General features: G+C 59.6%; 18 protein-coding genes. 9 read left to right on the top strand and 9 right to left on the bottom strand.

What is annotated here, in order from left to right:
• Positions 1–34 precede the first annotated feature (34 nt).
• Positions 35–163 carry a hypothetical protein gene (locus tag ACIREA_RS04485; RefSeq protein ID WP_397380983.1) on the top strand — a complete coding sequence of 43 codons (129 nt, stop codon included), beginning with the start codon at positions 35–37 and terminating at the stop codon, positions 161–163.
• Positions 164–302: 139 nt separating this feature from the next.
• Here ACIREA_RS04485 and ACIREA_RS04480 read toward each other — a convergent pair whose 3' ends face one another.
• Positions 303–707 (bottom strand): BlaI/MecI/CopY family transcriptional regulator, encoded by a 405-nt coding sequence (locus ACIREA_RS04480; protein WP_397380969.1) that lies wholly within the window; start codon positions 705–707, stop codon positions 303–305.
• 147 nt (positions 708–854) lie between these two features.
• On the opposite strand from ACIREA_RS04480, the gene ACIREA_RS04475 reads away from it, so the two are divergent.
• Together ACIREA_RS04475 and ACIREA_RS04470 are read left to right on the top strand one after the other, a co-directional pair.
• The gene (locus tag ACIREA_RS04475; protein ID WP_397380967.1) at positions 855–2339 is read left to right on the top strand and encodes an MFS transporter; all 1485 of its coding nucleotides are present in this window, start codon (positions 855–857) and stop codon (positions 2337–2339) included.
• 40 nt (positions 2340–2379) lie between these two features.
• Positions 2380–3285: a PIG-L deacetylase family protein gene (locus ACIREA_RS04470; RefSeq protein WP_397380965.1), complete on the top strand. Its 906-nt coding sequence runs from the start codon at positions 2380–2382 to the stop codon at positions 3283–3285.
• A gap of 322 nt (positions 3286–3607) precedes the next feature.
• On the opposite strand, the gene ACIREA_RS04465 is transcribed toward ACIREA_RS04470, so the two are convergent.
• Positions 3608–4453: a hypothetical protein gene (locus ACIREA_RS04465; RefSeq protein WP_397380963.1), complete on the bottom strand. Its 846-nt coding sequence runs from the start codon at positions 4451–4453 to the stop codon at positions 3608–3610.
• Between the two features lie 138 nt (positions 4454–4591).
• Complete coding sequence (locus tag ACIREA_RS04460; RefSeq protein ID WP_397380961.1) at positions 4592–5413, bottom strand: hypothetical protein; 822 nt, start codon at positions 5411–5413, stop codon at positions 4592–4594.
• Between the two features lie 24 nt (positions 5414–5437).
• Between ACIREA_RS04460 and lysS the strand changes: the two genes are divergently transcribed.
• Positions 5438–7048 (top strand): lysine--tRNA ligase, encoded by a 1611-nt coding sequence (lysS, locus tag ACIREA_RS04455; RefSeq protein WP_397380959.1) that lies wholly within the window; start codon positions 5438–5440, stop codon positions 7046–7048.
• A gap of 261 nt (positions 7049–7309) precedes the next feature.
• Here the strand turns inward: lysS and ACIREA_RS04450 are convergent, their stop codons facing one another.
• The gene (locus tag ACIREA_RS04450; RefSeq protein WP_397380957.1) at positions 7310–8134 is read right to left on the bottom strand and encodes an alpha/beta hydrolase family protein; all 825 of its coding nucleotides are present in this window, start codon (positions 8132–8134) and stop codon (positions 7310–7312) included.
• Positions 8135–8216: 82 nt separating this feature from the next.
• On the opposite strand from ACIREA_RS04450, the gene ACIREA_RS04445 reads away from it, so the two are divergent.
• Positions 8217–9641 (top strand): sulfatase, encoded by a 1425-nt coding sequence (locus tag ACIREA_RS04445; protein ID WP_397380955.1) that lies wholly within the window; start codon positions 8217–8219, stop codon positions 9639–9641.
• A 6-nt stretch (positions 9642–9647) separates the two neighbouring features.
• On the opposite strand, the gene ACIREA_RS04440 is transcribed toward ACIREA_RS04445, so the two are convergent.
• Both ACIREA_RS04440 and ACIREA_RS04435 read right to left on the bottom strand, forming a co-directional pair.
• A complete protein-coding gene (locus ACIREA_RS04440; protein WP_397380953.1) occupies positions 9648–10226 on the bottom strand; it encodes a class I SAM-dependent methyltransferase in 579 nt (192 codons plus the stop codon).
• Between the two features lie 72 nt (positions 10227–10298).
• Positions 10299–11213 carry a tetratricopeptide repeat protein gene (locus ACIREA_RS04435; protein ID WP_397380951.1) on the bottom strand — a complete coding sequence of 305 codons (915 nt, stop codon included), beginning with the start codon at positions 11211–11213 and terminating at the stop codon, positions 10299–10301.
• Positions 11214–11395: 182 nt separating this feature from the next.
• On the opposite strand from ACIREA_RS04435, the gene ACIREA_RS04430 reads away from it, so the two are divergent.
• Together ACIREA_RS04430 and ACIREA_RS04425 are read left to right on the top strand one after the other, a co-directional pair.
• Positions 11396–11719 (top strand): hypothetical protein, encoded by a 324-nt coding sequence (locus ACIREA_RS04430; RefSeq protein WP_397380949.1) that lies wholly within the window; start codon positions 11396–11398, stop codon positions 11717–11719.
• 104 nt (positions 11720–11823) lie between these two features.
• A complete protein-coding gene (locus tag ACIREA_RS04425) occupies positions 11824–13449 on the top strand; it encodes a sodium:solute symporter (protein ID WP_397380948.1) in 1626 nt (541 codons plus the stop codon).
• A 79-nt stretch (positions 13450–13528) separates the two neighbouring features.
• Here ACIREA_RS04425 and ilvC read toward each other — a convergent pair whose 3' ends face one another.
• Positions 13529–14557 carry a ketol-acid reductoisomerase gene (gene ilvC / locus ACIREA_RS04420; RefSeq protein WP_397380946.1) on the bottom strand — a complete coding sequence of 343 codons (1029 nt, stop codon included), beginning with the start codon at positions 14555–14557 and terminating at the stop codon, positions 13529–13531.
• A gap of 126 nt (positions 14558–14683) precedes the next feature.
• Between ilvC and ACIREA_RS04415 the strand changes: the two genes are divergently transcribed.
• Complete coding sequence (locus ACIREA_RS04415; RefSeq protein WP_397380944.1) at positions 14684–15562, top strand: FKBP-type peptidyl-prolyl cis-trans isomerase; 879 nt, start codon at positions 14684–14686, stop codon at positions 15560–15562.
• 292 nt (positions 15563–15854) lie between these two features.
• On the top strand, positions 15855–16961 hold the full coding sequence (locus ACIREA_RS04410) for an acyltransferase family protein (protein WP_397380942.1): 1107 nt from the start codon (positions 15855–15857) through the stop codon (positions 16959–16961).
• A 394-nt stretch (positions 16962–17355) separates the two neighbouring features.
• Here the strand turns inward: ACIREA_RS04410 and ACIREA_RS04405 are convergent, their stop codons facing one another.
• A complete protein-coding gene (locus ACIREA_RS04405) occupies positions 17356–17772 on the bottom strand; it encodes a hypothetical protein (RefSeq protein WP_397380940.1) in 417 nt (138 codons plus the stop codon).
• Positions 17773–17774: 2 nt separating this feature from the next.
• Positions 17775–20855: ThuA domain-containing protein (locus tag ACIREA_RS04400; protein WP_397380938.1), on the bottom strand; the 3081-nt coding region annotated here is incomplete at its 5' end.

Here is a 20855-nt window from a genome sequence, read left to right as displayed (position 1 = left end):
ATCCCAGACCCGTGTCTTGGTTGGGATGTTGGTCGTGAAAACACTCGCGGGTGCCACACTCACACGCCAGTCCGCCTTGAAAGTCTCCCGAATCGGCGTCCATACCGGCACCTCCTCCTTCGGCGGAAACAAATCCTGCATCGAGATGTTAAACGGGCTATAGAGACACATCAGCACCGCCAGATTCGCCAGGATGCACCGCCGCAGAGCATCGCGAATGATGAAGCGCACGATCAGCCACGCAGCGGCACCGATCACAAGACTGTGAACGATGAAATTCAAGCATGCGATGCTTTCGGCATTCATGACTCCTCACCCTTCTTCCCCGTGCTGTTACGAACGTATTTGCGAAGCTCAGCCAGCTCCTCTTCGCTGATGTCACCGCTCTCCACCAGGCAGCGCACGAGCGCGAGATTGCTCCCGCCAAAAAAGCGCTGCTTCAAATCCGCCAGCACACTCGTGCGGCCACGCTGCTCCGGTACAGCAGGCTCATAGGCGTGGCTGCGGCTGGAGTCATCACGACTGATCCATCCTTTCGCCTCCAGTCGCGTCAGTTGCGTTTGCAGCGTGTTCCGCGTGACGGGTTCACTGCGCCCTTGGTTCACGGCTTCCAGCAGTTCCAGCACGCTAGACGGATGCTTTTTCCAAAGAATGTCCATCAGCGCTTGCTCGGCGGCGGACAGCGGCGGGAGTGATTTTTTAGCCATATTTCGCGAGTTTGCCGACAAATGTCGGATTTGTCGAGCTTAAATTCCGACACATGTAGGATGTCTGCCCACAGGCAATCCCGTTGATGAATTCCGCCCACGCCGCCCGTTGACTTGCCTCCCATCTCCTGACAGCATCGCCCCGCCATGTCCTCTCCCGCACCCAAATTCACCACCACCCACTGGCTCATCATCATCATCGCCAGCATTGGCTTCTTGTTTGACACCTATGAGCTGCTGATGACGCCCCTCGTGGCGGCACCGGCCATTGCCGAACTTCTGAAAGTGCTCCCCAGCGATCCTTCCGTCACGGAATGGGTTGGCAAGCTGCTTTGGATCGCAGCAGTCTGCGGCGGCGTGTTTGGCCTCCTCGGTGGCTGGCTCGTCGATAAATTTGGCCGCAAGACCATCATGGCCGCGAGTATCTTTGTGTACTCCTTCTCGCCGTTCTGCGCCGCCTTCGCCACTTCGCTGCCGATGTTCATTTTCTTCCGCTGCACCACGTTCATCGGCGTCTGCGTGGAGTTCGTCGCCGCCATCACCTGGCTGGCAGAAGTGTTTACCGACAAGCATCAAAAGGAAAAATGGCTGGGCATCACCCAGGCCTGCGCCTCGCTCGGCGGTGTGCTCGTCACGGTGGTCAGCGTGTGGATCAGCAAGAACCTGGACACGCTGCCTCATTGGGGCCTGCCAGCTGGCAGCACCGGCATCGGCGCATGGCGTTACACCTTGATGTCCGGCATCCTGCCTGCCATCCCCATTGCATTGATGCTGCCGTTCGTTCCAGAGTCCAAAGTGTGGAAGGACAAAAAACTGGCCGGCACCCTCAAGCGCCCCAGCTTCGCCGGCTTGTTCTCGTCTGAATTGCGCCGCGTGACGATTGTAACGACGATTCTCTCCGCCTGTGCCTACGGCATCGCCTTTGGTGCGCTGCAGGTTACCGTGGCACGCGTGACACCGGGCCTGCCAGAGTTGAAAGCTGAAGGCATGGCACTCGCCGCCTTGAAGAAAACCGACATGGAGATCAGCGCCAAACTGAAAGCTCCCGGACTCGATGACGCCGCCAAGGCCGCGCTGAAAGCGGAGATGAAGGCCAACTTCGACAAACAGAAGCCGGTGAACATCAAAATCAAGGCGATGAGCGACAAGCTGCAGTTCCACCAGGAGATGGGCGGCCTCGCAGGTCGTGTGCTGCTGGCCGGTCTGCTCATCTGGGGCATCAGCCGCGTGAAACTGCTCAAGGTCTTCCAAATCCCCGCGCTCATCATTCTGCCGGTCACCTATTTCGTCCTCTTCAAAGACGGCGGCGACGCCTTCTTGTGGGGCTACGCGCTCTGCGGTCTCGTCACCGTGGCTCAGTTCAGCTACTTCGGTGAGTATCTCCCTAAAGTGTTCCCGATGCATCTGCGCGGCACCGGCGGCAGCTTCGCCACCAACGTGGGCGGTCGCATGATCGGCACCTGCATGGCCACGCTGAACACCAGTTGGCTCGCGCCAATGCTCGCAGGCGGAGCGCTTGCCGTGAAGCCCATGCACGTCGCCATGGCCGCCGGTTACATCGCCACCGCCATGGCAGTGATCGCCTTCGTCGTCGGCTTCATGCTGCCAGAACCCAAGGCGGAAGAAGGTTGAGCCGAGAGAGTCTGTGTCATGGCGGCGTACTCCTGCCGCCATGATTCGCTCTCTCCTCACCCTAGCCATCTGCCTCGCCACCTTCACCCTCCACGCGGAGGATCCAAACGACGGCAAGCTGCGCATCATCGTCTTTGGTGCCCATCCCGATGATGCCGAATACAAGACCGCAGGCACAGCCGTGAAATGGGCCCGCATGGGCCACCACGTAAAACTCGTGTCCGTCACCAATGGCGACATCGGCCACTGGAAAGAAGCTGGTGGGCCACTGGCACAGCGCCGGGCCGCAGAAGCGGCCGCCTGCGCCAAGAAACTCGGCGTGACCTCCCAGGTCCTCGACATCCATGATGGCGAACTGCTCCCCTCCCTGGAAAACCGCAAGCTCATCACCCGCGTCATTCGCGAGTGGAAGGCGGACATCGTCATCGCGCACCGCCCTTGGGACTATCATCCCGATCATCGCTATGTCGGCGTGCTGATCCAGGACGCCGCCTTCATGGTCACCGTCCCCTTCATAGTTCCTGACGTGCCGTATTTGAAAAAGAACCCCGTGTTTCTTTACTCCAGCGACGGCTTTCAAAAGCCCTACCCCTTCACGCCTGACATCGCCGTCAGCGTGGACGATTCATTTGACCAAAAAATCGACGGCCTCCACGAACTCACCTCCCAGGCCTATGAAGGCGGCGCCAGCGGCAGTGCCGAATATGTCGCAAAAGACGTCCCACCTGCCGACAATGAAGTGGCCCGCCGCGCATGGCTCAAACGCCGCTGGGGCGCCCGCCAAAGCAGCGAGGCTGAAAAGTACCGCGACCTGCTGGTCAAACTCTACGGTGAAGAAAAAGGCAAAGCTGTGAAGTACGCCGAGACCTTTGAAGTCTGCGAATACGGTCGCCGCCCCAGCGCCGCCGAGATCAAGCAGCTCTTCCCGTTTTACGATCAGAAGTAAGGCCCGTTCACCGAATTTTGAAGTTTCTTTCGCATCGCATTTCCACTGAGTCCCTCTTTAACAAAACCGTTTTCGAACTCATCTCAGCCCTGAAAGGGCTGGGGACTCAGCCCAGGGTCAGCCGAGCCTCGGCGAGGCGACCCTGGGTAGTGTCATCAAAAGCTAGGAAGCAAACCCAGCACTCCGCCGCACTCCGCCGCACTCAGCTTCCACCAGCAGCGTCCACAACAAGCCCCGAAGCATGCCTGCTTCACAGGAATTTCCTTCACTCCCAAATCTACGACGGCGAGCCTGAACGCACGCCATTCATTATCCCTTCCTCTCACTTCAGAGACTTGAAGCGGACTTGCAGTTTTTTGAGCACTTCCTTGTTGTCGGCGCTTTTGCGTTCCAGTTCACGCAAAAGCGTCGCCGCACGCATTTTGTCTCCTCCGTTCATCAAGTCCTCGGCGTGGTTGGCCAGATCATTGAGCTGAGGGGAAAGGCCGGTTGTCGCGGCAGTCTGGGATGCCTTGCCAGGGTTCCCCCGTGCATGGCCGCCGAAAATGCTGTCGACCGTCAGCCACGTGGCTTCGGAGCCATCCTCAGAAACGGCCAGCCAGAACAAGACATTGTTTTCGCCGCCAGCTTCCAAGACACGCCGATTGGCCACAACCGCGTCCACCTTCTGCACGATCCACGCATCCTGCTTCGCACCCACTTCGAGCTCCTTCCCGTTCCAGCGCAGCTTGAGTTCGGCCTTCTGATTCCTGCCCACCCACACGACATTCTGAATGTCCTGCGGGAAATTTTTCACGGGCTTGATGACTGTGCCGGCTTCGGCTTTGAACTCCACCATTTCGCTGATGTTGATCGGGGTGATGAGCTTCAAGTCGTCGCTCACAAAATACCAAGCGGCCCGTGTATCGCTGAAAACGAGCTGGAACACCCCCACATCCACGAAGGCATGCTCCTTGTACGGATTCTGATTCATGCCATTTCCCGTCACCGGAAAGATGTTTTCTCCATCGTAACGCAGGTGCTTGAGCGAGTTGGTGCCCCGCAGATCCCATAGCACATTGGTGATTGAGGTGGCAAATTTCTCCACCTCAGGCCATTCCTTTTGTTGGCCCTTGGCAAGACTGGCGAAAGCGAAGAGAGAAAGAAAAACGGCGTGTAGCGGTCTCATGGGGGCCGATTCTGGCATTCCAGACAGCGTCTGGCAATCTCCACTTGCTTTGGCAGGGAGAGGAGTGCGCAAGCGATCCAGCAGCTCTTCTCATTCATGACGCGAAGTCAGAAACTGTGAGAGCCCGCCTCAAACCTCCTACCGCTTGATCGGCGCGAAGCGTGCTTTCAATTGTCCCAGCGCTTCTGCGTTACCTGCGCTTTTGCGCTCCAGCTCCCGCACCAGGGTCGCTGCAGTCATAGGGTGGTCCGCTTTCATCAGATCCTCGGCGTGATTTGCCAGATCGTTTTGCCGCGGGCTGAGTCCGGGGGTTTGGGTGTCAGCGGTGTAGAGTCCTGACCGGTGCCCGCCATAAACATCCGTGATTGTCAGCCACCATGCCGTGGAGCCATCGGCTGAGAAGACGAGCCAGATCGTCGTCTTGTTGTCGAGTTGAAACTCCAAGGCCCGCCGGTTGGCGATCACCGGCTGCACAAAATTCACCTGCCAGTGCGGGTCTTTGACGCCCACCTCAAGAGTGGTCCCGTTCCAGCGCAGCTTGGCGGGAAGATGGTCACGCTCCCCGACCCAGACCACATTCTTGACGTCCTGGGGGAAATCCTTCACGGGTTTGGCCTGCCCGCTTTTTTCCGGTTTGAAAGTGACCTCTTTGATCACATAGGCCGACATGATTTGCTTCAAATCATCCGTCACCAAATACCAGCCTGACTTCGATTTGCCATAATCGAAGCGAATGACACCCGCATCAATCAAGGTGTGATCGAAAGCGCTCTGCGGCTCTCCATCATTGCTGAGAGACCTGAATTTTTCGCCGTCAAATCGCAGGTGCTTGAGATTCGCGGTACCGCGCAGATCCCACGTGATGTTCGTGATGTCCGAGGCAAATTTCTGAATCTCCTGGGCAGCCAGAGCACCGGCAAAAGCAATCAGGGCAAGGGACAACGTGATCAAAGGCTTCATGCGCTTGAATGATAGCGGTCCGCCATGGATTGGCAATTTCCCAGCGATGTGCGGGATGCACGCCTCTCCCGCCGGGGCTTCAAGACCGGCTTTTGCAGTGGCAATGCGCCCGGAAAAGGCTATGAACACGGCCCACTCATCCGTACGACCATGCAACCGACGCCCGCAGCCCCAGAACATTCCGAGTCCGAACTCCTCCAATTCCGTCGCGAAAAGCTCGACGGACTGGTGAAGGCCGGACTGGACCCTTTCGGCGGCCGCTTTGACACCACGCATCAGCCGGGCTCGCTGAAAGAACAGATGAAGTCCAATTTCGAAGAGCTTCAGGTAAGCGTCGCTGGCCGCGTGCTCTCTCGCCGCGAGATGGGCAAGGCCACCTTCTTTGACATCGGCGACATCACCGGCCGCATGCAGTGCTACCTCAGCAAGGGCGACGTCGGCGACGAAGCCTACGTGCAGTTTAATCAGCTCATCGACATCGGCGACTTCGTCGGCGTGGAAGGCTTCACCTTCGTCACCAAGCGCGGCGAAAACTCCATCCACGTCAAAAAACTGACCCCGCTGTCCAAGGCCCTGCGCCCCCTGCCCGACAAGTGGCACGGCGTCACGGACAAGGAGATCAAGTACCGTCAGCGCTACCTCGACCTCATTGCCAATGACCGCAGCCGCGAGATCTTCGTCACGCGCAGCAAGATGGTCGCCGCCATCCGCAACTACATGCAGGAGCGCGGCTTCCTCGAAGTCGAAACCCCCATGATGCAGGACGTTGCCGGCGGCGCTGCGGCAAAGCCCTTCGAGACCTTCTTCCACGCGCTGAATCAGCAGATGTTCCTCCGCATCGCGCCGGAGCTCTATTTGAAGCGCCTGCTCGTCGCCGGCTTCACGCAGATCTTTGAACTCAACCGCAACTTCCGCAACGAAGGCCTCAGCCGCCGTCACAATCCCGAGTTCACCATGCTCGAAGCCTACTGGGCTTACGCGGACTTCGAGAAGATGGCCGACCTCGTCGAAGGCATGATCTGCCACCTCGCCGAAAACTTCTGCGGCGGTCTCAAGATCGAGCACAAGGACGAAGAAGGCACCGTCACCAAGTCCATCGACCTGTCCCGTCCATGGAAGCGCACCCGCTACACCGATCTCCTCAAAGGCGTCGATCCAAAGTGGTATGAGTACACGCCTGAAGAGCGCAAAGCCCGCGCCAAGGAACTCGGCGTCGAAATCGGAGCCAACTTCGAAGACTACGAAGTCACCCAGCACGTCTTCGAGCGCCTCATCGAAGCCAAGCAGTTCGATCCCCTCTACGTCACCCACTGCCCGAAAGAACTCGTGCCCCTGGCCAAGCAGAACGCCACAGACGACTCCATCGTTGACGTGTACGAACTCATCATCAACGGCCAGGAAATCAGCCCCGGTTACTCCGAACTGAACAACCCCATTGTCCAGCGCGAGCGCCTGGAGCACCAGGCCGGTGAAGAGACCCAGAAGATCGACGAAGAGTTCATCCTCGCCCTCGAACACGGCATGCCCCCAGCAGGCGGCATCGGCATCGGCATCGACCGCCTCATCATGATGCTCACCGGCGCCGAAAGCATCCGCGACGTCATCCTCTTCCCCCAGTTGAAGCGGAAGGACTAATTCCACATTGTTAGACTTGGTCGTCAGGCAAGCTGCTTTCGGCTGCCGTCTCAGCGCAGCAAAGTAGCCTTGTTCCTGCGGAACAAGGAACTCTCAGCCTCGCCCCAGACACTCAAACAAGGTAGAACTAAGGTCTGCTTAAAAGCCTAGGCGAGCGCCCGGAGCAAGCTCATGCCCCTCCGAAAGCCCGGAGGGCTGGCATTCAAATAGCCCCCCCTCCATACCCAAACCTGACAGGGTCGCGTGAACGACCCACGCTGATCACTTCTTCACCGTCTTGCCCGCATCCAGAAACTCGATCGCTTTCTTGAGCCATTCAGCCTTCGGCGGCTGGTGCCCTTGCCCCGGCACATTCATCAACTCCACCGCCTTAAACCCCTCTTTCTTAAAGCCGTTTTCAAACACCGCGCTCGTGTTCTTGAGATTGAAATCCTTCTCTCCCGTCACGAGCACATAACGGCACTGGTCCTTCGCTAGCGCGGCAATCTCCTCATGCGGAATGTACCGCGCCTCAAAGACCTCACTTTTATCAAGGGTGACGATGTCAGTGTAAAAATTGGTGCCCATGAAGGCGATGGTCCCGGTGAACATGTCTGCATATGTCACGCCGAGCATGCTGGCCACACGCCCGCCACCCGAGAAGCCGGAGACATAGACACGCTTGTCATCGATGTCATAGAGCTCACGCAGGTTGTCATTCGCATCCACCGCCATGCGCATGCGGGCGAAGACTTCGCGGTTGTTCCCAGAATTGTGCGCACCCACAAAGATGAGTTTCTTCTCCGCCAGCACAGCCTCCCATTCAGGCGAGATCGAAGGCGCGGGACTCGGACTCACCCAGATGAAGAGTCCATGCGGATCTCCCTTCTTGTACTTCTTCGGCACGATGATGTCGAACTTCTCCATGCTCACGTCGTAGGGCGGCGGCGTTTCCGCCGCATGCATGCGCATCTTGATCTGCGCATTGTCGGAAACCTGCGGTGAGACTTTGAAGGAAATGGGCGAGCGCACACCGGGCTTGATCGCCACATCGGCGGCGAAGCTAAGCGCGGTCAGGAATGGAAGGATCAGGAGGAGCCGGGACATGCGCCGATCAAAGCGGCTCCATTTGCGGCTGTCGATGCTGAAATCATGCAATCTCGCGGCTGCACCAGCCGTTCACGGGCGCATGAAGCACCTGCTCTGCCTCTTCCTCCTCACCCTCTCCCTGCACGCCGCAGATCGCGCGCCCAACATCGTCTTCATTCTCGCCGATGACCTCGGCTACACCGACGTGGCCTGCTTTGGCTCCAAATTCTACGAGACGCCGAACATCGACAAACTGGCCTCTCAGGGCATGAAGCTCACCCGGCATCATCACTGCCAGAACTGCCAGCCCACACGCGCAGCCCTGATGAGCGGCCAGTATGCCCCACGCACCGGCGTCTACACCGTGGGCGGCATCGATCGATTTGGCTGGGAGTCGCGCCCATTGCGCCCGGTGGACAACGCACAGCAGCTGCCCCTGGAAAAAATCACCATCGCTCAAACCATGAAGCAGGCCGGTTACGCCACCGGCATGTTCGGCAAATGGCACCTCGGCGAAAAAGACGCCTACCATCCCGGGCAGCGCGGCTTTGACGAAGCCATCGTCACCATGGGCAAGCACTTCGATTTCAAAACTCAGCCACCCGTCGAATACCCAAAAGGCGAATACCTCGCCGACTTCCTCACCGACAAAGCCGTCGATTTCATCCAGCGCCACAAAGACGCCCCCTTCTTCCTCTACCTGCCCCATTTCGGTGTCCACTCCCCGCACGATGCCAAAGATGAAATCACCGCCCGCTTCAAGGACAAGCCCCCCGTCGGTGGTCATCACAGCCCGGTCTACGCGGCCATGATCGCCAGCGTGGACGAAAGCGTCGGCCGCGTCATGGCCACGCTCGACGAACTCAAACTGGCCGACAACACCGTCCTCATTTTCGCCAGCGACAACGGCGGCGTGGGCGGTTACGCCCGCGAAGGCATCAAAAAAGGCGGCGACATCACCGACAACGCCCCGCTCCGCAGCGGCAAAGGCAGCCTCTATGAAGGCGGCACCCGCGTCCCTTTCATCGTCCGCTGGCCCGGCGTCACCAAGCCCGGCTCCAGCAGCGATGTGCCCACCATCCACGTGGATCTATACCCCACCTTCGCCGACATCGGCAAAGCCACACCACCCGCCAATCAGCCCCTCGATGGCGAGAGCCTCGTCCCCGTCTTTCGCGATGCCTCCGCCAGTCTGAAGCGCGACGCCATCTACCAGCACTTCCCCGGTTATCTCGGCGCAGGACAAAACACCTGGCGCACCACCCCCGTCGGCCTGATCGAAGAAGGCGACTGGAAGCTCATGGAGTTCTTCGAAGACGGCCGCCTCGAATTGTACAACCTCAAAGATGACATCGGCGAGCAAAAGAACCTCGCCGCCGAACAGCCCGAAAAAACCAAAGAACTGCACGCCAAAATGATCGCGTGGCGCGAAGCCATCAAAGCACCGATGCCCACGAAAAACGATCAGCAGACCACCGCAGCTCCCAAGAAAAAGGGCAAAGGCAAAAAGAAGAAAGCGGAGTAAACCCGCTCACTTTTTCCGCGCCAGATACACAAACGCCGGCGGCACATTGCCCCACACGATGCGGCTGGTTTCCACGCCATGCGTCATCTCATGCAGCAGCGCACGAAACTGCCTGCCGCCCGGCAGCTTGTGAAAACCCCAGTACGCAAAGGTGGCAAAGCATCCTCCCGGCGCCAGATGCGGCAGCACATTGTTCAAAATGGCCTCCTGCAGACCGCGCGGAAACGCCGTCCATGGCAGACCGCTCACGATCGTGTCAAACTTCTCCCCGGCAGGCAGCACCTGGCTGAAATCAAACTCCTGCGCACCAGCACACTCAAAGCGCATCTTGGGATACCGTGGCCGCAGCTGCTGCACAAAGGTGTCGATCAGCTCGATTCCCACATAGTCAGAATCATGCGGCATGGCGTCGGCGATGGCTCCCGTAAAAGCACCCGTTCCCGGGCCAAGCTCAAGAATACGTTTGGATTTCCACACGCCCGCAGACTCCATCATGCGCTCCGCCAGCGCCGTACTGGAGGGCGCCACCGCGCCGATGGTCTTCCAGTTATGGCGCAGTTCTTTGACGAAGTTGACGGCTGACATTGGGGGCCGATGTTAACGAGTACCAGCCATGGCGCGAGAGCTTTTGCAGCAGAATGCCTTCAGGAAAGGCATTTATTTTTTGATCCCCGCCGCGATCCGCACCCGGCATTCCTCCGCCGCTTGAGTGTACGGATGGCTCTCACCCAGGCTTTTTTTAAAGCCTGCACCGGCGCGCTGCATGAAAACCAGCGCCTCCTTGTGCTTGGCCTGCGCTTCGAGGCACAAAGCCAGATTGAAACTGCTCATGAAAACATCCGCATGCTTCGCTCCCAGCACCTTCTCGCGCAGCGCCAGCACCTTGCGGTGTTCCTGCTCCGCCTCGGCATGGCGCTCCTGCTCCTGAAGTACCGCCGCCAGATTGTTCCGGCTTGCCAGGGTCTTCGGATGCTTCACACCCAGCTGCCTTTCGCGCAGCCCCAGCACCGCCCGGTGTTCCTTCTCGGCCTCCGCATGCCTGCCCATGTCATTCAGTGCCGTCGCCAGGTTGTTGCGGCTGTCCAGCGTGTCCGAATGTTCTTCGCCCAGCACTCGCTGCCGCACCTCCAGCACCGCACGGTACTCGCGCACTGCTTCGGCATGTCGCCCCTGTTCCTGCAGCGTCGCCGCCAGATTGTTCCGGCTTAGCAGCGTGTCGGGATGCTCCTTGCCCAGCACACGTTGTCGGATGATCAGCACCGCGCGGTTTTCCTTTTCCGCCTCGGCATACTTGCCCGCCCCCGCCAGCGTGGCCGCCAGATCGCTCCGGCTCGTCAGAGTGTCCGGATGCTCCTTGCCAAACACCTCCCTGCAGGTGGACACGATCACCCGCAGCTCCGCCTCTGCTTCCACCAGCCGCCCTTGGGCAGAGAGCGCCGCCACGCTTTGGTAATGCTGATGCAGCGCCAGCATCCGTGCCGTTTCGAACGACACATCCGCCTGCGGTGGCTGCGCTTTCACGCCGGCCCATGCAAGCTGGCCCGCGAGAAACACCACCCAATGGATTCGCATTTTAGGCATTGATGCATGGGACAATGCGTAACCCACCTCCGGGAGGCAACTCTAAAATGCCACACCAGCTCACCTGCCCCAGGATTAGGGCAAAGGATGCCATCCCAAACTTTGAACGCCTTCCGCTCAGCCGCGTCCAATCCAGCCTCAGCTTCGTGCTGAACTTACGACCTCATCCAACCATGAAATCCCTCTTCACAACCCTCGGTTTCTCCGCCCTCACTCTTTCCACGGTCCTGCTGACCCAGTGCTCCGCCCCCCGCGCAGGAGCCCAGGCTGCAAGTGCTCGTGCCGCCACTCCCACACAGACTGGAAATGTCACGGTTCAAGCCTTGGGAGACACCACCGTCGCCACACGCAGGCTGATCCATCATCCGCTCACCAACAAGGACATCGGCAAGGTCTATGAGGAAATCACCATCGTGTCACCCCGTGGCACCTCGGTCGAAGAACGCGTCATCGTGCGCGCGCTGCCCAAGCTGGAGACCAACGTCGTCACCAAATAGCCCGCAGCACGGGCGTGTCCCCGCCCATGGTTAGTTTCCACAGCCACAGGCTGTTCTCTTGACGTGTGTGGTGCTTTGCAGCGAGACTTCGCACCACACACGCCATGCCTTACCTCCTCGACGCGATCGTCATCCTCGGTTACTTCGCCCTGATCATCGGCATCGGTCTTTCGCAGCGCAGCAAAAGCGACAGCGTGGAAGGCTTCACGCTCGGAGACCGGCAGATTGCCTGGTGGGCCGTCCTCGCCTCCATCCTCGCGGCGGAGATCAGTGCCGGCACCTTCTTTGGAGCTCCGGGCGAAGGGTTTGCGCTGCGCAATTTCACCTACATCCAGCTCATTGTCGGCTACCTGCTCGCCCGTGTGGTCGTCAGCGCCGTCTTTATTCCCGCCTATTACCGGCACAATGTCGTCAGCATCTATGAATTCCTCGGCCAGCGCTTCGGCCCCCGCACGCGGCGGCTGACGTCCGCCGTGTTTCTCGTCACCCGCACGCTGGCCAGCGGCACACGACTCTGGGTGCCCAGCATGCTGCTGGTTCTGCTGTGGCATCTGCAATATCCCAACGAATTCTTGTCTCCCACCAAGGAGTTCTTCCTCACCGGCGGCGCATTGGTGTTCGTCACACTCGCCACCGCACTCTACACCTCCATCGGCGGCATTCGCGCCGTGATCTGGACGGATGTGATTCAGATCATCGTCCTCATCTGCGCCCTCGGCTTTTCCTTGTTCTATCTGCTCGGCCACATCCCCGGCGGCTGGGCCGGCGCCACCAAACTGCTCAACGGCGACAAAGACCTGCTCTTCTGGGACTGGGGCTTCAAGGAAGGCGCAGGCGTCTGGGGCAACATCAAAGGCATCCTCGAACAGGAGTACACCGTTTGGGCCGCGTTCCTCGGCTCCACCTTCGTCACTCTCGCCACGCACGGCACGGACCAGGACATGGTGCAGCGCATGCTCACCGCCAAAAACAAAAAGCAGAGCGCCGTCGCCACCATCCTCTCCGGTCTGGCAGACGTGCCCATCACGCTCGTCGTTCTCGCCATTGGCATCCTTCTTTGGGTTTACTACCAGCAGAATCCGGACCTCACATTGCCACGCAGTGAATCCGGCATCGTCTCCGCAAACAAGGTCTTCCCCCACTTCATCCTCACCGTCATGCCCGCTGGCATTCGCGGTCTCGTGCTGGCAGGCGTCCTCGCCACCGCCATGGGCTCCCTGAGTACTGCGCTCAATGCCCTCGCCACCAGCTACGTGCGCGATTTCCACTTCCGCTGGTTCGGCGAGCCCGCCACAGACGCAGGCCGCGTGCGCGTGCTGCGCTTTGGCACCGTTCTCTTCGCCGGCCTGCTTATCTCCGTTGCGCTCGGCACCGCCTGGGTCACCGCACACAATCCCACGCTCCGCATCCTTCCCATTATCTTGGGCATCTTCGGCTACACCTACGGTTCGCTGCTGGGTGTGTTCATGGTGGGCCTCTTCACCCGCTCCCGTGGCAATGATTTTGGCAATTCCCTCGCCATGCTCGCAGGCTTCATCGTTGTCGCCTACCTCAGTGGCTTGGACATCGATGTGCTGAAACTCTTCAATGCCAAAAGCACCTGGAAACATGCCGACTGGGTGCCCGTCATCGAGTTCCCGTGGCGCATCATGTTTGGCACTGTCGTCACCTTCTGCGTTGCGGTCCTCTTCCGCACTCCCGCCCAAGCGCAGGCAGACATGCGGGCATAAAAAAAGCGCGGACTGTTTCCAGTCCGCGCCCTTCTTGATTCATTGACGGTCCCGGCAGCGGCACCGTCTTCCACCACTCTTACGAGTAGCTGGCCTGCTGGCCCTTGATGTCGCGCTTCTTGATCCAAGGCATCAGGCTGCGGAGGCGTGCGCCGGTCTTCTCGATCGGGTGCTTCTCGCCGTCCTTGAGCAGCTTGTCGAATTTCTTGTAGCCGGTCTTCGTCTCGCGGATCCACTCCTTGGCAAACTTGCCGGACTGGATGTCCTTGAGGGCTTCCTTCATGCGCTTCTTCACCGACTTGTCGATGATTTTCGGACCGACCTTCACGTCGCCCCACTTGGCGGTTTCGGAGATCGAGAAACGCATGCCGGCGATGCCAGACTCGTTCATCAGATCGACGATCAGCTTCAATTCGTGCAAGCACTCGAAGTAGGCCATCTCAGGAGCGTAGCCAGCTTCCACCAGCACTTCAAAGCCGGCCTGCACCAGCGCGCTGGCGCCGCCGCAAAGCACGGTCTGCTCGCCGAAGAGATCGGTCTCGGTTTCTTCCTTGAAGGTCGTCTCGAGGACACCACCACGGGTGCCGCCGATGCCGTGCGCCCAGGCAAGGGCGATCTTCTTGGCCTGCTTGTCAGCATTCTGATAGATGGCGATGAGGGCGGGGACGCCTTTGCCTTCGGTGTACTGACGGCGCACGATGTGGCCTGGGCCTTTCGGGGCCACCATGATCACGTTCACGTCCGCAGGAACGGTGATCGTCTTGAAGTGGATGGCGAAGCCGTGGCTGAACAGCAGGGTCTTGCCCTTGGTCAGGAATGGCTTGATGTCCTTGTCGAACACAGCGGCGATTTTCGTGTCCGGCACGGCCACGAAGATCACGTCGGCCTTCTTGACGGCTTCAGCAGTGTCATAGACCTTGAGGCCCTTTTCTTCTGCCACTGCGCGGCTCTTGCTGCCGGGGTAGAGGCCGATGATCACATTGACGCCGCTCTCTTTAAGGTTCAGGGCGTGGGCGTGGCCTTGGGAGCCGAAGCCGATCACAGCGCAGGTCTTGCCTTTGAGCGGTGCAAGGCTGGCGTCTTTTTCAGTATAGATTTTCGCGGGCATATGGGTTCTGGTTAGAGGGGCGGCGATAGTGCTTCAAGGGGGGGGCGGGGTCAAACGGCTTTTTCCCGCCCCGCCAAGGCCGCCATTGACCGCCACGGGCCACTGGGTAGTCTCCGCGCCTCCAATATGAAACCCACCATCGCCCTGCTCTGCACCGCACTTGCTGCGGTACCTCTCATTCAAGCTCAGGACGTCAAGCCCGCACAGCCGGCCGACGCACCCGCAGCCTCCCCCACCCTCCCCATGGACAAAGTCAGCTACTTCATCGGCAAAAACGTCGGCAATTCCATCCTCAAGCAGCAGGAGAAAATTGACCTCAAGGAATTCACCGAAGGCGTCAAGGACGCTCTCACCTCCAAGAAAAGCTCCAGCTACTCCATGGGCACCGGCCTTGGCCAGCAGTTCGCCAGCGAAGGCATCCCGATCGATATCGAAAAGTTCATTGCAGGCATCACCCACACCGTGAAGCCCGGCGCTGACAAGCCCGCCTACACCGAAGAAGAACTCACCTCGGCCATGGCCTCCTTCGAGATCTTCATGAAGGCCAAGGCTGAAGCCAACATGACGCCTGAGCAGCGCGCTGAACAGGCCGCCGTGAAGCAGAAAATGGCCGCCGCCAAGGAAGAGGGTGTGAAATTCCTCGAAACCAACGGCAAGCGCAAGGAAGTCACCACCACCAAGAGCGGCCTGCAGTATGAAATCATCAAGGCCGGCACCGGACCCAAGCCCGCCGTCACCGACACCGTCAGCGTTCACTACCACGGCACCCTCGTGAACGGCACCGTCTTCGACAGCTCCGTCGAGCGCGGCATGCCCGCCACCTTCGGCCTGCAGGAAGTCATCAAAGGCTGGACCGAAGGTCTTCAGCTCATGCCCGTCGGCTCCAAGTGGAAGTTTGCCATCCCCTCCGATCTCGCCTACGGCGACAGCGGCAGCCCAAGCGGCGGCATTGGCCCAGGCGTCCCTCTCATCTTCGAAGTCGAGCTCCTCGGCATCGTGAAGTAATCATTCGATTCAGCATCGAATCCCCAAAGGGCAGGTCCTCGGACCTGCCCTTTTTCATTTGTAGCGTCCATCGCAAACCTTTTGGACTGCGGTTGCGAAGCGAGGAACGAGCGCAGCTACCGCTTTCCGCAGGCATATCGGCTCACTCATGCCACGAGACGCTCGAAAACCGATCACGTGTTTAAGCCAGATCTTGCACAATACCGCCAGTCCGCCGTTTTGCTCTGTTCGCGGAACCCGCCTGATCGTTTGCGCTGTCCACTCCGTATGACTCCTGATATTCGCCTCTCCCATGTCCCCTGCCCCGCTTTCATCCTCCGCCTCCTCGACACGCCTGCTGTCACTCGATGCCCTGCGCGGTTTCGACATGTGCTGGATTCTCGGTCTTTCCACCGTCGTCTCCCAGATCCTCAATCGCGCCTTCCCGCAGTCCGATCTCGTCACCAGCATCGCCACGCAGTTCAAGCACGTGGACTGGGCCGGCTTCCGCTTCTACGACCTGATCTTCCCCCTCTTCCTCTTTCTCGCAGGCGTCTCGCTCGCCATCGCACTGCCCCGGCGTCTCGCACGAGAGGGCCGCCTCTCGACCATCCGCCACCTGCTCGCACGTGCGGCCATCCTGGTGGTCCTCGGCGTCATTTTCTCCGGCGGCGTGAAGAACGGCTGGGATCAAATCCGCTGGCTTGGCGTGCTGCAGCGCATCGGCATCGCATCAGCAGCCGCCGGTTTGCTTTCGCTGCTCCTGAAGACCCGCGGCTTGACGGTGGCCGCCGCCGCCTTGCTCATCGGCTACTTCCTTCTGCTGCGCTTTGTCCCGGTGCCGGGCGTGGGTGCAGGAAACTTCGCCGAAGGCATGAACCTCACCAACTACCTCGACAGCATCTGGCTGCCAGGCCGCAAGCATGATGGCAATCACGACCCTGAGGGCATCCTCAGCACCCTGCCAGCCATCGCCACAGCACTGCTCGGCTTGGTCGCCGGAAAATGGATCACCGGTTCGGCATCACCCATGCGCAAGTTCGGTGGATTGATCGCCGCAGGCCTCCTCCTGCTCGCACTCGGCTGGGCATGGCATCCATTCTTTCCCATCATCAAGAAGATCTGGTCTTCCAGCTTCGTGCTCGTCGCAGCCGGTTGGAGCGCCATCCTCCTCGGACTGTTTTACGCCATCGTCGATATCCTCGGCTGGCGGCGCGGACTCGCACCCTTCCTCTGGGTCGGCTCCAACCCCATCGCACTCTATCTCTGCTCCGGTTTCGGCTTCTTCCGCACCATCAGCGAACGCCTCGCCACCGCACCCCCACCACCCTACGACTGGCTGCCCTCCGCCATGACCTTCGCCATCATGCTCGCCACCGCCCAGTGGCTCCACAAACGGCAGCTCTTCCTCAAGGTCTGAAGTACGATAGACACTCCTGTCTGTCGATCAGCGCTCTCAAAAAACACATTCCGAGCGCAGCATCTGCCACCGTGGGATGGGTGTGGCGACAGCCCGCGTGTCCTTCGAAGCACGCAGTGCGAAGAATGAGCCCGTCCTTGAGCGCGGTGCAACACCCATGCCCTTCATCCTCCGATCCAGTCACCAAAAAACGGAATCAGGGGCTTCGTAAATCGCAGGGTTTACGCTGCCCCAACATCGCCCCGACATGCCAGGCTCGGAAGCGCGTAGCGCTGGCATAACGGTAGCCGTGGGTGCCAACCCACGGAATCGCGCCGCCCACACCTGTGGAATCCGGTTGAACCGCGTAGCGGTGACACAAACCGCTCTTCGGCCCATCGCATTCTCCCCATCATCACCCACCCGCCCGCTTCACCGGCAGCAGCAAATGCAGCTCCGCAAAACCTCGGTAAAACTCCATCGCCGGCCGTGATGGATCCACCTCATGCTCCTGCGCCATCTGCGCAAACAACGCACCGATTTCGTCGAGCTTGCTCTTCCAGTTCTCCAGCTTGATCCGCGCACAGGGACCACCCGGCACTTCAATCACCGGCAGCCCCGTCACGCGTTCCTCCAGCTCTCCATCCGACACCAGCCCGGCGTAATACTCCATGCCTGCCTCCGTCGTACAAATCAGGCCATAGGCCTTCCGCCCCTTCATCTCACTCTTCGACTCGATCTCCTGCCATGACGCACGAATGCCGTCTGGAAAAGACCGCGCCTTCACCGTGATCAGCCGCAGTGGCGATTGCTGGATAATGCTGGAGGCCATCACTACTTCCCACTCGCCCACTTCACCGCATTCGTGAGGATCTGCTGATACGGCTTCAGATCATGCACCCGCGCGTCATGCCCCAGCGCGATGCCCACGACCTTCGCCTTCGCATGCTCCGTAACCCACACACTCGGATGCGACGCCTTGTACTTGTCGCTCGGGCTCGTCTCAGCCAGCACCGTGATCTTCGCCGTTCCTGCAGGAGTCTTGTTCGGCTCCGCATTCACATAGTACAGCTCGTCCTCAACCGTGAAGCTCGCAGGCACCCCCGCCATGATCGGATGATCCGCCTTCACCGCCTTCACATCAAAAGGATGAATCTTGTCATGCCCCCGCGCTCCACCACCCACGATCTGCGCATTCAGCTCCGGCCATCCGCCAAAGCCATACCACGTGCCAGGATGCAGCATGATTATCCCCTTGCCCGCAGCCGCGAAATCAAACAGCGCCTTGCGATACACCGCCGTGTCGAAAAACTTCCGGTTCACGCTGATGACCGCCACATCCGCATTGGCCAGCTCAGCCGCAGCCTGATCGCGGTCCTCCGTGTAATGCACCGTAAACCCGGCCGCCTTCAGCGTCGCCACATCCGTCTCGCCAAAGAACTTCGCGAAGTTGTGCGATGAACCACCGCCAATGACAAGCACCTTCGTCTTCCCAGACTCCCATTGCACCGGCGTTACGGCCACCAGCGGCCCATCTCCTTTGCCACCTTCTTTGGGCCCGGTTTCTGGCGCACCACGAACGTCCCCGTTCGCTTTGGGCTTGGGCGCCGCTCCCCCAAGTTTCGCAGGCTCCATGCTCGCCGTGATCGCCACCGTGCAGGGCGTGACGATGCTGCCGCTCGTCTCCAGCGTGATATTCTTCAGCGCGCCCTTCTTCTTCAAGTTGATCGCAAAATAACGCAGCTGACCGCGCCTTGTGAAGTCGCCCGCATCATCACTCAGCGGCACTTCGGCCTTGCCGATGTAGTCGGCGAAGTGCTCGCCATTTTTGAGCACGATGCTTTCCTTGTCGCCGTCAGCGAATTCAACATCCACCGTCATCGCAGGCTGTCCGAGGGCTTTGTCCCCGCCGAAAGGCCAGCCCCAGCCTGCGACACCGCCAAGGAAGTGCAGGCTTGCAGCAGTGGCGCTCGTGGCGATCTCAATCTTCTCAGGGAAGTTCTCAGCCACGGTCCCTTTGCCACCACCTTTGAGGGCAATGAGGCTCGCGCCCGTTTGCGATTTCTCAGGGTCCATCACGAAAAACGGCACGCCATTCACAGTGACATTGCCAAACTTGTGCAGCGTCACCGTCTGGTCCTTCGCATCTTCCTTCGCGAAGATGCCGGCACGACTGTCAGCGTTGTAGGCGGTGCGCAGATCAATCACGCGGAACTTCTGCTCCCCACCGCAGATGAAAGCCAGAATGTCCCGCAGCGTCTCAGCACCCAGCGCATCCAACCCATCCGGCATGAGACTGCGACGGGTGTTTTCCCGCGTGGCGATGTCGTCCTTCTTGATTTCAAAATCACCCACCTGATTGCGCAGCGTCAGGCTCGCCTGATTTTCCGTGATGATGACACCAGCCTGCGTCTCGCCCTTCTTCGTCGTGATATTCCAGGCCCAGAAGCTCGGATCCACCTCACGGTTCGGATCCACGATATGCACCAGCAGTTCCGCCGGACCATGCGCTCCCATGCCCGTGAGCTGCGGCCCCACATCACGCAGCCCCAAATCTCCCAGCTTGTGACAAACAGCACAGGCCGCAGCAAACATCGCCTTGCCCTTCACCGCATCCCCCGGCTTCTCCACCTCCGGCGTCAGTTGCGCCAGCAGTTCATTCTTCGCCTTCGCATTCGGGTTCAGCTTGTCGATCATCGCGTTCGCCTGCTTCGCCACCTGCTTGTTCGGATGCGTCCGCAGCCGCGCAATGTTCCCCGGCCCGATTTCCTTCGGATCAATCTTACCATTTTGAATCGCACTCAGCAGCGCCAACGACGCCTCAGGCCGCTTCAAAATAGCATCAAAAGCCTGGGTGCGTAGTTCAGCCTTCAGCCCGTTCAGGTTCCCCACAAGTTCCGTGACCCTCCCCTTCTCATCCATTGCCGCAATGATCGCCCCCTGCAGCGCCGCAGGCGAATCCGGCCGCGCCAAAGCCCCCACCACCAGCGCACTCGCCTCACCACCGATGCCAATCAGCGACTTCGCAGCCGTAATGCGGTCACCCATAGCCGCAGCCTTGTCCTCCAGCTTCGCCGTCAGGCTCGCAATCTGCGCCTTCACCTCAGCAGCCAGCACACCCGCCTTGTCCCATTTGACCACCAGCGGCAACGCAGCAGCTGCAAGCGCCGGTTGCGCGAGAATCTTCTTCAAGGAAGCCATCAGCTCCGGCGTAATTGCAGGCCCATCATTCAACTGCTGGGTGATGCCCTGCAGGATGACAATTTTCAGCGCATCGGCTTTTGCGTCCGCATTGGCACAGGCACTGATAAGTTTGTCAGCACCAGCTGGCAAAGCCGCTGGAAGCAATGCTGCCACGAAAGCTTCTGACCCACCATGGGCGAGCGCGGCTTCAATGCTTGGCTGCGCTTGATCAGCACAGGCGGCAATCAGCGCAGAACGGCTCCAGTCCTCCTTTGCAGCCGCAAAGTCCTTCAGAACCTGCTCGCGCCCCGCATCGGTCTTCACGGCCTTTTGAGCTGCTTCGTAGGCTTTGAGGGCATCGCTGCCCATGCTTGCCTGAAGATTCTTATCCTTCTTCACCACCTTCGTCGCCTGCTTGTGCTGCACCTTCCAGATGCGCCCAAAATAATGGTCACGGTCAGGACGCACCGCCGCATTCGCAGGCCCATGAATCGGACCACGCGTGTCATTGTGAATCACCGCCTGATTGTAAAAATCGACCACATACAACGCACCATCCGGCCCCACACGATTCTCAATCGGACGGAACCATAGATCCTTGCTGCGGATGAACTCCGTCTTCTCACGCCCCGCCTCACGATGCGCCTTGTAAGTCACCCCATCCTTCTCAACAAAGAAGTGACTGACAATGTTCAGCGTCGGCTCGGTGGTGAAGTAGCTGTAGTTCCACTT

The organism is Prosthecobacter sp. (assembly GCF_044373815.1).
GTDB lineage: Bacteria > Verrucomicrobiota > Verrucomicrobiia > Verrucomicrobiales > Verrucomicrobiaceae > Prosthecobacter.
The sequence above is the reverse complement of the archived record's forward strand: the minus strand, read 5'-3'. Positions and strand labels throughout refer to the sequence as shown.